This is a genomic window from Streptomyces sp. NPDC050806 (genome assembly GCF_055586425.1).
Window position 1 is genome coordinate 302,640 of record NZ_JBVJIF010000003.1, and the last position, 12,862, is coordinate 315,501.

The following is a 12,862-nucleotide window of genomic DNA, read 5'->3' on the forward strand; positions in this document are numbered from 1 at the left end:
CCCCGGTTCGAGCGAACCGGGGGCCTCGGCGTACCTGTCTCTCCCGCCGTCGACCGCGGTGGATTGGGCGCGCCCCGCAAGGGGCGCGGGGAGTGTCGATCTGCGGCTCCGCCGCGTGGGCGCGAGCAACCACCACGCCGGTGCACCCCGCCGTCGACCGCCCCGCCCACGGCGAGCATCGGGCCCACGCCGAAGGCGAAAACGTCGGCCCACGCCGAACGGCGAAAAGGGCCGGGCCCCCGGGGAGATCCCCAGGGGCCCGGCCCTGATTGCCGCTGACATCCGTCACGCCGGCGCGCCACCCGCGAGGGGTCGCCCACCCGGCGCGACAGCGCCTAGTTGTCGTCCTCGTCGATGAGGAAGCCGCGCATCGGCGAGGGGGCCTGCTGCATCTGCTGCTGACCCTGCGGACGCACCGGCGCCATCGGCTGCGTCATGGCCGGCGACATCTGCTGCTGGCTGCCGTACGACGGGGCGTTGCTGCCGTTGGAGCCGCCGTGACCGCCCATGGACTGGTTGCCGCCCATGGTGTGGCTGGAGCCGCCCATGGAGCCGGCACCGGCCGACGCCATCGACGGGGACGCCGGCAGCGAAGCGGCAGCCGGGGTCCGCGGCGGGGCGAGCGAGTCGTCGGACTGGTTCTCCAGCTGACGCAGCTGGCTCTCCAGGTACGACTTCAGACGCGTGCGGTACTCGCGCTCGAAGCCGCGCAGGTCCTCGACCTTGCGCTCCAGCGTGGCGCGGGCGGACTCCAGGGAGCCCATCGCGACGCGGTGCTTCTCCTGCGCGTCCCGCTCCAGCGCGTCGGCCTTGGCGCGGGCGTCCCGCTCCAGGCCCTCGGCGCGGCTGCGCGCCTCGCCGACGATCTTGTTGGCCTCGGAACGGGCCTCCGCGATCGCCTGGTCGGCGGTCTGCTGCGCCAGCGACAGCACGCGAGCGGCGCTGTCACCGCCGGGGCCGCCCTGGCCCGGCTGCGGCAGCTGCGGGCCACCGCCGGGGCCGCCCATCGGGCCACCCATGGGACCGCCGGGGCCCATCTGACCGCCGTGCGGACCCTGCGGACCGGGGCCGTGGCCACCGGGACCTGCGGGCAGCTGAGGTGCACCGCCGGGCAGCTGGGGAGGTCCACCCATCCCCTGCTGCTGGCCGGGCGGGACCGGCTGCGGACCGGATATGGCGGCGGGCACAGGGGCACCGGGTCGCTGCTGCTGCGGCGGGCCGTCCTGTTCCTGCTGCTGCTTGCGCATGCCCTGCTGCTGCTGGTTCTGCGCGGCAGCACGGGTCGCCGCGGCCAGCTTGGCGCGCAGGTCCTCGTTCTCCCGGAGCAGACGGGTCAGTTCTGCTTCGACCTCATCGAGGAAGGCATCGACCTCGTCCTCGTCATAGCCTTCTCGGAGGCGGACGGTCGTGAACTGCTTGTTCCGCACGTCCTCGGGGGTCAACGGCATCTCTTCTTCACCTCAACGTAGTCGTCGGCAATCGGCAAGACCGTATCGTTCACAACTTGCTCACGACGTTGCTCACGACGGTGATCAGGATGTAGACGATGATCATCAGTACGAAGAAGGACAGATCGAGCGCCACGCCCCCGAGACGCAGCGGCGGTATGACACGCCGCAGAAGCTTGAGTGGCGGATCAGTGACAGTGTAAGTGGCCTCCAGTACGACCACCATCGCCTTGCCGGGTTGCCATGAACGGGCGAACTGGAAGACATAGTCCATCACCAGCCGGAAGATCAGCACAATGAGGAAGCAGTACAGCGCGATATAGATCACCTGCAGTGCGATGCCCATCTCGCGCTTCCCTCTCCCCTTGCTTGTGTGGCCCTACGGACCGGTGTGCCCGGTGTTGCGTCTCAGCTCTGGTTGAAGAACCCGCCCTCTGCGATACGGGCCTTGTCCTCCGCCGTGACATCGACGTTAGCAGGAGACAGCAGGAACACCTTCTGTGTCACCCGCTCGATGCTGCCGTGCAAACCAAACACCAACCCGGCCGCAAAGTCGACAAGTCGCTTCGCGTCCGTGTCGTCCATCTCCGTGAGATTCATGATCACCGGAGTGCCCTCACGGAAGTGTTCCCCGATGGTACGGGCCTCGTTGTAGGTCCGCGGGTGCAGCGTAGTGATGCGGTAGGGCTCCCGCTCGGACACAACCTTGGGCATGATCACCGGTGCGTTCTTCTCCAGATTTGGGCGTTCGGGTGTGATGGACGCCACGGGGGCGATTCGGGCGGGTCGTCCGTTTTCCGTGGCCGGCGGCGGGGACTCGCGCTGCGCCGGTGGCTGGACGACTCGTACCGGTTCGTCCCGTTCGGGGCGTGCCTCGGTGGGCGGCTGGTGCTGCTGCCGCCTCTCCGGCTCGGGCTCCGGGTCGAGTTCGGGCTCGAAGTCGTCGTCGGGGTCGAAGCCCCGGCCGTCGTACCCATCGTCCTCCACGAGGCCGAGGTAGACCGCCATCTTGCGCATCGCGCCGGCCATTCTCTGCGTCCTCCGCTCTGTGGTGGATCGGCTCCGTCACCGGTCGCCTTGGATCCACTCGGCCTGCCCGTCTTTTGACGGTAATGACCATATTTTGTGCTGTGGTCCGACTTGCTTCGCGACGTTACCCGAGCCGTGGTCGGACTCCGAGTACCGCAGTGCCGACGCGTACATGTGTCGCACCGGCGGCCACCGCGTCCTCGAGATCCGAACTCATTCCCGCTGAGACCATTTTCGCAGCAGGATGACTCGCGCGCAGGCCGGATGAGATTTCCATCAGCCGGTCGAAAGCCGCACGTTGGCGGCCCGCGAACGGCCCGGCCAGCGGGGCGACCGTCATCAGGCCCCCCAGCCGCAGCCCCTCGGCCGCCGCCACCGCGTCGGCCAGCGCCGCGACCCCGCCCGGGCCCACGCCGCCACGGTCGCCGCGCGCGTCCGACTCGGCGTCGAGCGCCACCTGGATCAGGCACTCCAGCTCGCGTCCGGAGCGCACCGCTTCCTTGGAGAGCGCGGTGACGAGCTTGGCCCGGTCCACGGACTGCACGATATCCGCATAACCAGTTACGGACCGGACCTTATTTGTCTGCAATTGACCGACGAAATGCCAAGTAAGGGGCAAATCGGAGCAGGCCTCCGCCTTGGGCGCAGCGTCCTGGTCCCGGTTCTCCGCTACGTGCCGGATGCCCAATTCCGAAAGGATACGGACATCGTTGGCCGGGTATGTCTTTGTGACCACAATCAGGGTGACATCGTCACGATTACGACCGGCTTCGGCACAAGCGGCGGAGATACGGTCCTCCACCCGGGCCAGGTTCTCGGCCAGTTCCGTTCTACGGTCCGTCACAGCTCAGCCGTCCAGCCATACATAGCTCGCGAGCCGCCCCGTCGTGCGGTCGCGCCGATAGGAGAAATGATCCGCCGACTCCAGCGTGCAGATGTGGGAATGTTCACGCATCCGCACACCGCACCGGGCGAGTTGGGCGGCCACCCCGGCCCCCACGTCGACCGCAGGGGTCCCCCACGTGGTGGTCGCGTACGCCTCGGGAACCACGGCGGCCACGTCGGCGCGCATCGCCTCGGGCACTTCGTAGCAACCGCCGCAGACCGCGGGGCCGGTACGGGCGGTGATCCGCGCGGGATCGGCGCCCAGAGCGGTCATCGCCTCGACGGTGGCCGGAACGACGCCGGCGACCAGCCCCGGCCGCCCGGCGTGCGCGGCTCCCACCACCCCGGCGACCGGGTCGGCGAGGAGGACGGGGGTGCAGTCGGCGGTGAGGACCGCGAGGGCGAGGCCCCGGCGGGCGGTCACGACCGCGTCCACACAGGGCACGTCGGCCCCGTCCCGCCACGGTCCGTCCACGACTGCCACGTCGCGCCCGTGCACCTGGTTCATCCAGACCACATCGGCCGGATCCAGCCCCAGGGCCTTCGCCGCCAGCTCACGATTGGTCCGTACCGCCTGCGGGTCGTCGCCCACGGCGCCGCCGAGGTTGAGCTCGGCATACGGAGCGGCGCTCACCCCGCCCCACCGGTCGGTGAAGGCGAAGTGCGCGCCGCTCGCGTCGTCCGTCAGCACAGAGTGCTGCTGTCCTATCACTGCTGGGTCTTCGGCTACTTCAGGAAGTCCGGGACGTCCAGCTCCTCGGCCGTGGTGTCCGTGTACGGACGGGCCGGGGGGACCTGCGGGGTGACCGGGGGCGCCGGGGCCTCGCTGACCGGCGCGGGCTCGGCCGGGGCCGGCTCCTCGTCGCGCACCGGGACGGAGCCGAGACCGCCGAAGGCCGGTCGGGGCTCCGGGGGCGCGGCCGGACGGCTCGCCGGCGCTGCCGGCTCCTCGCGCTTGCCGGAGGAGGAGCTGATCACGTTCTCGCGGCGGGCCGGCGGCTGACCGCCGTCGAAGCCCGCGGCGATGACCGTCACGCGGACCTCGTCGCCCAGCGCGTCGTCGATGACCGCGCCGAAGATGATGTTGGCTTCCGGGTGTGCCGCCTCGCTGACCAGCTGGGCCGCCTCGTTGATCTCGAAGAGGCCGAGGTCGGAGCCGCCGGAGATGGACAGCAGTACGCCGCGGGCGCCGTCGATGGACGCCTCCAGCAGCGGCGAGGAGATCGCCATCTCGGCCGCGGCCACCGCACGATCGTCGCCGCGCGCGGAGCCGATGCCCATGAGGGCCGAGCCGGCCTCGGACATCACGGACTTCACGTCGGCGAAGTCGAGGTTGATCAGGCCCGGGGTGGTGATCAGGTCGGTGATGCCCTGGACACCGGACAGCAGTACCTGGTCGGCGGACTTGAACGCGTCAAGAACGCTCACCTGGCGGTCCGAGATGGACAGCAGTCGGTCGTTCGGGATGACGATGAGCGTGTCGACCTCTTCGCGCAGCTGCGCGATGCCGTCCTCGGCCTGGTTGGCGCGACGGCGGCCCTCGAAGGTGAACGGCCGGGTGACCACACCGATCGTCAGGGCGCCCAGGGAGCGCGCGATGTTGGCGACCACGGGCGCGCCGCCCGTGCCGGTGCCGCCGCCCTCGCCCGCGGTCACGAAGACCATGTCGGCCCCCTTGAGGACCTCCTCGATCTCCTCGCGGTGATCCTCGGCCGCCTTGCGGCCCACGTCCGGGTTGGCGCCGGCGCCGAGGCCACGCGTCATCTCACGGCCGACGTCGAGCTTGACGTCGGCGTCGCTCATCAGCAACGCCTGCGCATCGGTGTTGATCGCGATGAACTCGACGCCCTTGAGCCCGACCTCGATCATCCGGTTGATGGCGTTCACGCCACCGCCGCCGATGCCGACGACCTTGATGACTGCGAGGTAGTTCTGCGGTGCTGCCACGTCGAAGGCCTCTCGCCTCGAGTTACGTGTCGGTGCCTCACTTGTGCGGCGGGCAACGACTGATGCCGATGGGACGGTCCGTATTGCCGACCCGAACCCTAACGTTGAAGTTTAGGGTTACCAGTGCCTGTGTTCCCTGGGTTCTTTGGAACGAGACACTAAGTCGACAAGCGGCGCACGTTCAACGAACACGCCGAACCTCCCGTTTTTCTTTTCACCCTATGTGATCACCCGTAGTGGTAGCCATCCAGGGTGCTGGCCTGCGCGTACGTACGTCAACTACCGGACGCGGCGGGCGCACTGGGGACGCTCACATCGAAGTGGCGCGCATCACGCGCCGCTTTCAGCAGCGCGCCGAGTACCTTGGCCTTTTCTGTGCCGTGTTCCTCGCTGCCCCACTCGACCCGGCGTCCGCCGGTCAGCTCCAGGGTGATCGAGTCGTACGAACGTACGCGGATGACGCGCACGTCCTTGCTGACGGTATCGGGAAGCGCGGTGGCGACCTTCACCGCCGCGCGGTTCAGTGCAGGGATACCGAAACGGCGCAGGCTCGGCGAATCCGCCGCGTCCATTTCCAGCCGGGGTACCTCGCGGGGCGCGGTACCGACCGTGGCGAACCGTACGCCTCGGTCGTCCACTTCAATGAACTTTCCGCCCTTTTGGACGAGGAGGACGGGCTGCCGTTCCGTCACGGTCAGGGAGACCGTGTCCGGCCAGGAGCGCGCCACATCGACCGACTTGATACGGCCGAGCCGGTCCGCCAGCCGGGCGTGGATGCCGTCCGTGTCCACGGAGGCGAGGGGCGCGCCCAGGGGCACCTCGGCCGCGGCCCGCACCTCACGCTCCGTCAGGACGTCGGTCCCGTGCACCTGCACGTGCTCGGCCCGGAGCCAGTCCGAGCCGTACAGCGCCCAGGTACCGAAGCCGCCCAGCAGCGCTATGAGGACCGTGCCCGCGATGAGGGTGCGGCGGCGGGGGCGGCCGGAGCGGCCCGCCCCCGGCCGCGGCAGCCGCAGCCGCCGGAACCGGGAGCCGTGCCGCTCGTCCGCCTCTTCCGAGTAGTCGCGCGGGCCGGCCGGCGCTCGGTGCTGCTCACCACGACGGGCGGTAGTCGGTCCGGCCACGCTGCGCTCCCACTCCTTCAGGCCGCCTCAGCCGCGGCGGGAGGCGATCGCTTCGTAGACCATGCCGACGAGCAGTTCGTCGGCGTCTCTGCGGCCGAATTCGGCGGCCGCGCGGGACATCTCGTACAGCCGGTGCGGGTCCGAGAGCACCGGCAGGACGTTGCCCTGCACCCACTCGGGGGACAGCTGCGCGTCGTCGACCAGCAGGCCGCCGCCGGCGTTGACCACCGGCTGGGCGTTCAGCCGCTGCTCGCCGTTGCCGATGGGCAGCGGGACGTACGCGGCGGGCAGCCCGACGGCGGACAGCTCGGCGACGGTCATCGCGCCCGCGCGGCAGAGCATCATGTCGGCAGCGGCGTACGCGAGGTCCATCCGGTCCACGTACGGTACCGGGACGTACGGCGGCATCCCGGGCATGTTGTCGACCTGCGGCAGTTCGTTCTTCGGGCCGACCGCGTGCAGCACCTGGATGCCGGCGCGCTGGAAGGCCGGCACCGCGGCCTGGATGACCTCGTTCAGCCGGCGGGCGCCCTGCGAGCCGCCGGAGACCAGCAGCGTGGGGAGGTTCGGGTCCAGGCCGAAGGCGGCACGCGCCTCGGGGCGGACCGCGGCCCGGTCCAGCGTCGCGATCGTGCGGCGCAGCGGGATGCCGACGTAACGGGCGTCCCGCAGCTTGCTCTCCGGGGTGCTGACGGCGACGAACTTGGCGTACCGCGAGCCGATCTTGTTGGCCAGGCCCGGCCGTGCATTGGCCTCGTGCACGACGATCGGCACGCCGAGCCGCTTGGCGGCCAGGTAGCCGGGCAGCGCCACGTAACCGCCGAAGCCGACGACGCAGTCCGCCTTCGTGCGCTCCAGGATCTGCTCGGCGGCCTTGATCGTGCCGCGCAGCCGCCCGGGGACGGTGATCAGCTCGGGGGTGGGCTTGCGCGGCAGCGGAACGGCCGGGATCAGCCCCAGTTCGTAACCGCGTTCCGGTACCAGCCGGGTCTCAAGTCCGCGCTCCGTGCCCAGTGCCGTGATCCCCACGGTCGGGTCCTGCCTCCGCAGGGCGTCCGCGAGGGCGAGCGCGGGCTCGATGTGGCCGGCGGTCCCCCCACCGGCGAGTACGACATGCACCGAAATTCACCGCTCTCCGGACGGCCGCTTCTTGACGCGCCGTCTCATCGTCTTCCGTCTCACCCCAGCCGGCATTCTCGCGAATACTGGCTGCCGCATGGCCAGCGCCGCCCGCGCCGCGGGCTCGTCACGCGCGAAGGCGATCAGAAGTCCGACGGCGAACATTGTCGGCAGCAGGGCGGAGCCTCCGTAGGAGAACAGCGGGAGCGGGACACCGGCGATCGGCAGCAGGCCGAGCACCGCACCGATGTTGACCACGGCCTGGGCCGTGATCCAGGTGGTCACGCCACCCGCGGCGTACCGTACGAAGGGGTCCTCCGTGCGTCCGGCCACGCGGATACCCGCATAGCCTAGAGCCGCGAACAGGGCGAGCACCGACAGCGTCCCCGCCAGTCCCAGTTCCTCCCCGGTGATGGCGAAGATGAAGTCGGTGTGCGGTTCAGGGAGTTCACCCCATTTTTCCATACTCGCGCCGAGACCGGATCCGAAGAATCCGCCGGACGCGAGAGCGTATATCCCGTGCACGGCCTGCCAGCACTGGTCGCCGGGGCCCGGGTCGGTCGCGCCGATGCACGCGAGCCGGGACATCCGGTTGGCGCTGGTCTTGATGAGCAGCGCCCCGATGGCGCCGGCCGCCGCCAGCACGCCGACGAAAAGCCGGGTGGGCGCCCCCGCCAGCCACAGCAGGCCGAAAAGAATGGCCGTGAGAATGATCGCGGTGCCCATGTCGCCGCCGAGCATGATGAGCCCGAGCAGCAGGAAGGCGGCCGGAATCAGCGGGACGAGCAGATGCTTCCACTGCGTCAGCAGCCGCCGCTCCTGCTTGCGGGCGAGCAGGTCGGCGCCCCACAGGACCAGGGCCAGCTTGCCGAACTCGCTGGGCTGCAGCTGGAAGGGGCCGCCCAGCGAGATCCAGTTCTGGTTGCCGTTGACCGCAACGCCTATCCCCGGCACCTGGACCAGGCACATCAGGAACACGGAGCCGGCCAGCAGCGGGTACGCCAGGGCCCGGTGCGCGCGGACGGGCAGCTTGGTCGCCACCACCATCAGCCCGCCGCCCAGCACCGCCGCCAGCAGCTGCTTACGGAAGAAGTAGGCCGGGGCGAGCCCGGACTGCAGAGCCTTGATCTGCGAGGCGGAGTAGACCATGACCAGGCCGAGCACCGTGATCAGCAGACTGCCGCCGAGGACGATGTAGTACGCCGTCAGCGGCCGGTCCCAGGCCCGCTTCAGGCGCGTGTAGAAGGCCGGCGGCCCGGCCGGACCGACGGGCCTCGGCTTGCCCGGTAGGGCCGTCATCCTCGTCCCCTCCACAGTTGCGCAGCGCCGCGCGTCCACGACGCGGGCGGGGACGCCCGGCTCTACCGGTCCCGCGCGGCCAGCCCGCTGACCGCTTCGGCGAAGGCGTCGCCCCGCTTGTTGTAGTTCAGGTACATGTCCATCGAGGCGCAGGCCGGCGCCAGCAGGACCGTGTCGCCGGGCCGGGCCAGCCGCTGGGCCTCCCGTACCGCCTCGGACATCGCCCCAGTGTCGGTCCGGTCGAGGTCGACGACGGGCACATCCGGGGCGTGTCGCGCCAGCGCTTCGAGGATCAGCGCACGGTCCCGGCCGATGAGGACGGCGCCGCGGAGCCGCTCCGCCGACTTCTGGACCAGCTCGTCGAAGGTCGCGCCCTTGGCGAGCCCGCCGGCGATCCACACGATGTGCTCGTAGGCGGCCAACGACGCCTCTGTGGCGTGGGTGTTGGTGGCCTTGGAGTCGTCCACGTACGCGACGCCGTCGACGTCCGCGACGTGCTGGATGCGGTGCGCGTCGGGGTGGAAGTTGCGCAGGCCCTCGCGTACGGAGGCGGGCCGGACGCCGAACGCGCGTGCGAGCGCGGCGGCCGCGAGGGCGTTGGCGACGTTGTGCGGGGCCGGCGGGTTCACATCGGAGACCTCGGCCAGCTCCTGGGCCTGCTTCTGCCGGTTCTCGACGAACGCGCGGTCGACGAGGATGCCCTCGACGACGCCCACCTGGCCGGGGCCGGGGGTGCCGAGGGTGAAGCCGATCGCCCGGCAGCCCTCCTCGACGTCCGCCTCCCGGACCAGGTCCTCGGTGGCCTTGTCCGCGACGTTGTAGACGCAGGCGACGGTGTTGCCCTCGTAGATGCGGCCCTTGTCGGCGGCGTACGCCTCCATGGAGCCGTGCCAGTCGAGGTGGTCGGGGGCGAGGTTCAGCACCGCGGCGGAGTGGGCGCGCAGCGAGGGCGCCCAGTGCAGCTGGTAGCTGGAGAGCTCGACGGCGAGCACGTCGTACTCGCCTTCGAGCACCACGTCGACGATGGGCGTCCCGATGTTGCCGACGGCCGCGGTGCGCAGCCCCTCGGCGGCCAGGATCGACGCCAGCATCTGCGTGGTGGTCGTCTTGCCGTTGGTGCCCGTGACGGCGAGCCAGGGGGCGCTGTCCGGGCCGCGCAGCCGCCAGGCGACCTCCACGTCCCCGATGACGTCCACGCCCGCCTCGGCGGCGGCCGCGAACAGCGGGCTGGTGGGCTTCCAGCCCGGGGAGGTGACGACGAGGTCGGTGCCCTCGGGCAGCGTCTCACCGTCGCCGAGCCGGACCTGGATCCCGGCGGTCCGCAGCTCGGCCGCGGTGGCCTGCTGCTTCTCGCCGTCGCCGCCGTCCACGACGGTGACGTGCGCGCCGAGCCCGGCCAGGGCGCGCGCGGCGCTGATGCCGCTCACGCCCAGGCCGGCGACGGTGATGTGCTGTCCGGCGAAGTCCTGCCCGGTCACTTGGCCGCCTGCCAGCCGCCGTAGAAGATGCCGAGGCCGACGATCACGCACATGCCCTGGATGATCCAGAACCGGACCACGACAAGGACTTCGGACCACCCCTTCAGTTCGAAGTGGTGCTGGAGTGGCGCCATCCGGAAGACCCGCTTGCCGGTGAGCCGGAAGGAGCCGACCTGGATGACCACCGACATGGTGATCAGGACGAAGAGGCCGCCGAGGATGGCGAGCAGCAGCTCCGTACGGGAGCAGATCGCCAGGCCGGCGAGCGCGCCGCCCAGGGCGAGCGAGCCGGTGTCACCCATGAAGATCTTCGCGGGCGAGGTGTTCCACCACAGGAAGCCGAAGCAGGCGCCCATCAGGGCCGAGGCCACGACCGCGAGGTCCAGCGGGTCGCGTACCTCGTAGCAGCCGGGGCCCGCGGTGATCTGGTTGGCGCAGGACTCCTGGTACTGCCAGATGCCGATGAAGGTGTACGCGCCGAAGACCATCACCGAGGCGCCGGTGGCCAGGCCGTCGAGGCCGTCGGTGAGGTTCACGCCGTTGGACATCGCCAGGATCATGAACAGCGCCCAGATCACGAAGATCACGGGGCCGATCTGCCAGCCGAAGTCCTGGGTGAAGGAGAGCCGGTCCGAGGCCGGCGTCTGTCCGCGCAGGTCGGCGAACTGCAGGGACAGCACGGCGAAGGCGATGCCGACGATCAGCTGGCCCGCCATCTTGGCCTTGGCCCGCAGACCCAGCGAACGCTGCTTGACGATCTTGATGTAGTCGTCGAGGAAGCCCACCAGGCCCATGCCGGCCATCAGGAACAGCACCAGCACACCGGAGAAGGTGGGGTCGCTGCTCGTGATCACCTTGGTCAGCGCGTACGCGATGATCGTGGCGAGGATGAAGGCGATGCCACCCATGGTGGGCGTACCGCGCTTGCTGTGGTGGTCCCGCGGTCCGTCGTCGCGGATGAACTGCCCGTAGCCCTTGCGGGCCAGCAGCTTGATCAGCAGCGGGGTGCCGATCAGGGTCAGGAAGAGCCCGATCATTCCGGAGAAGAGGATCTGCTTCATCGTGTTCATCGGGCGACGGCCCCGCCCTCGGCAGCGTTGCCCTCGTCCAGCAATGCGGACGCGACCCGCTCCAGCCCCTCCGACCTGGACGCCTTCACCAGCACCACGTCTCCCGGCTGCAGTTCACTGCGCAGCAGGTCGACCGCCGCCCGCGCGTCGGACACGTGCACCGACTCCTCACCCCACGAACCCTCGTTATAAGCGCCCATTCGCAGCCAGGCGGCTTCCCGGCCCCCTACTGCCACGAGCTTGCTGACGTTGAGCCGGACGGCGAGCCGTCCGACAGCGTCGTGCTCGGCGAGTGCGTCCTCGCCGAGCTCGGCCATCTGACCGAGCACCGCCCACGTACGCCGCCCCTTGCCCATGGCCACGAGTGCGCGCAGCGCAGCCCGGGTGGACTCGGGGTTCGCGTTGTAGGCGTCGTTGACGACCGTCACGCCGTCCGCGCGCTCGGTGACCTCCATGCGCCAGCGGGAGAGCGTGCCTGCCTCGGAGAGCGCGGACGCGATCTCGTCAGCGGGCATGCCCGACTCATGGGCGACGGCGGCCGCGGCGAGCGCGTTCGACACGTGGTGCTCACCGTACAGCCGCAGGGTCACGTCGCTGCACCCGGAGGGTGTGCGAAGCGTGAAGGCGGGGCGACCGTCGTCGGTGAGCCGGACGTTCTCGGCACGGATGTCGGCTTCGGGGGACTCGCCGAAGAAGACCACACGGGCCTTGGTACGCGACTCCATCGCACGTACGTACGAGTCGTCGGCGTTGAGGATCGCGATGCCGCCCTCGCTCGCGTCGGGCAGCGACTCAACCAGCTCGCCCTTGGCCTCGGCGATCTTCTCGCGGCCGCCGAACTCACCGATGTGCGCGCTGCCCACGTTCAGGACCAGACCGATGCGCGGCGGGGTCAGTTCGGTGAGGTAGCGGATGTGACCGACACCGCGGGCACCCATCTCCAGGACGAGGTGCCGGGTGCCCTGCTCGGCGCGGAGCGCGGTCAGCGGCAGGCCGATCTCGTTGTTGAGGTTGCCCTCGGGCCACACCGTCGGGCCGCTGCGCTGCAGCAGCTGCGCGATGAGGTCCTTGGTGCTGGTCTTGCCCGCCGACCCGGTGAGGGCGACGACGTCCACGCCCAGCCGCCGGACGACCTCCCGGGCGAGCGCGCCGAGCGCCGCCACGACGTCGTCCACGACGATCGCGGGCACGCCGACGGGACGGGCGGCCAGTACGACCGCCGCGCCGGCCTCGACGGCCTGGGCCGCGTAGTCGTGCCCGTCCACCCGCTCGCCGGCGAACGCGGCGAACAGCGCGCCGTCGGTCACGGCCCGCGAGTCGAGCACGGCGGGTCCGGTGACCACGACCGAGTCATCCGGTATGTCGTGCGGCCGCCCGCCGACGATGCCGGCGACCTCGGCGAGGGACAGGGAGATCACAGGTCACCTCCGGCCGGGGGCAGGAGATGGCGAGATGGGGGTTGT

Annotated in this window: 12 protein-coding genes; all 12 read right to left on the reverse strand. The window is 70.4% G+C overall.

Features of this window, described 5'->3' with window-relative positions; genetic code table 11:
• Positions 1–335: 335 nt before the first annotated feature.
• Entirely contained in the window at positions 336–1,448 is a 1,113-nt protein-coding gene (locus ACZ6WH_RS10670; protein ID WP_469727526.1) for a DivIVA domain-containing protein, read from the reverse strand.
• Positions 1,449–1,497: 49 nt separating this feature from the next.
• On the reverse strand, positions 1,498–1,794 hold the full coding sequence (locus tag ACZ6WH_RS10675; protein WP_052865840.1) for a YggT family protein: 297 nt from the start codon (positions 1,792–1,794) through the stop codon (positions 1,498–1,500).
• A gap of 62 nt (positions 1,795–1,856) precedes the next feature.
• A complete protein-coding gene (locus ACZ6WH_RS10680; protein WP_432853124.1) occupies positions 1,857–2,477 on the reverse strand; it encodes a cell division protein SepF in 621 nt (206 codons plus the stop codon).
• Positions 2,478–2,601: 124 nt separating this feature from the next.
• A complete protein-coding gene (locus tag ACZ6WH_RS10685; RefSeq protein WP_469727528.1) occupies positions 2,602–3,321 on the reverse strand; it encodes a YggS family pyridoxal phosphate-dependent enzyme in 720 nt (239 codons plus the stop codon).
• A gap of 3 nt (positions 3,322–3,324) precedes the next feature.
• Entirely contained in the window at positions 3,325–4,074 is a 750-nt protein-coding gene (gene pgeF / locus ACZ6WH_RS10690; protein ID WP_469727529.1) for a peptidoglycan editing factor PgeF, read from the reverse strand.
• Between the two features lie 14 nt (positions 4,075–4,088).
• Complete coding sequence (gene ftsZ / locus ACZ6WH_RS10695) at positions 4,089–5,309, reverse strand: cell division protein FtsZ (RefSeq protein ID WP_399708104.1); 1,221 nt, start codon at positions 5,307–5,309, stop codon at positions 4,089–4,091.
• Between the two features lie 275 nt (positions 5,310–5,584).
• Positions 5,585–6,433 (reverse strand): cell division protein FtsQ/DivIB, encoded by an 849-nt coding sequence (locus ACZ6WH_RS10700; protein ID WP_469727531.1) that lies wholly within the window; start codon positions 6,431–6,433, stop codon positions 5,585–5,587.
• A gap of 27 nt (positions 6,434–6,460) precedes the next feature.
• Positions 6,461–7,552: an undecaprenyldiphospho-muramoylpentapeptide beta-N-acetylglucosaminyltransferase gene (gene murG, locus ACZ6WH_RS10705; RefSeq protein ID WP_361560684.1), complete on the reverse strand. Its 1,092-nt coding sequence runs from the start codon at positions 7,550–7,552 to the stop codon at positions 6,461–6,463.
• Between the two features lie 6 nt (positions 7,553–7,558).
• Positions 7,559–8,851: a putative lipid II flippase FtsW gene (gene ftsW / locus ACZ6WH_RS10710; protein ID WP_399708110.1), complete on the reverse strand. Its 1,293-nt coding sequence runs from the start codon at positions 8,849–8,851 to the stop codon at positions 7,559–7,561.
• A gap of 62 nt (positions 8,852–8,913) precedes the next feature.
• Positions 8,914–10,329: a UDP-N-acetylmuramoyl-L-alanine--D-glutamate ligase gene (gene murD, locus ACZ6WH_RS10715; RefSeq protein ID WP_469727533.1), complete on the reverse strand. Its 1,416-nt coding sequence runs from the start codon at positions 10,327–10,329 to the stop codon at positions 8,914–8,916.
• Positions 10,326–11,390 (reverse strand): phospho-N-acetylmuramoyl-pentapeptide-transferase, encoded by a 1,065-nt coding sequence (gene mraY / locus ACZ6WH_RS10720; RefSeq protein ID WP_030616760.1) that lies wholly within the window; start codon positions 11,388–11,390, stop codon positions 10,326–10,328. The genes murD and mraY overlap by 4 nt, the downstream gene beginning before the upstream one ends.
• 5 nt (positions 11,391–11,395) lie before the next feature.
• Positions 11,396–12,817 (reverse strand): UDP-N-acetylmuramoyl-tripeptide--D-alanyl-D-alanine ligase, encoded by a 1,422-nt coding sequence (locus ACZ6WH_RS10725; RefSeq protein WP_432853140.1) that lies wholly within the window; start codon positions 12,815–12,817, stop codon positions 11,396–11,398.
• Positions 12,818–12,862: the final 45 nt, after the last annotated feature.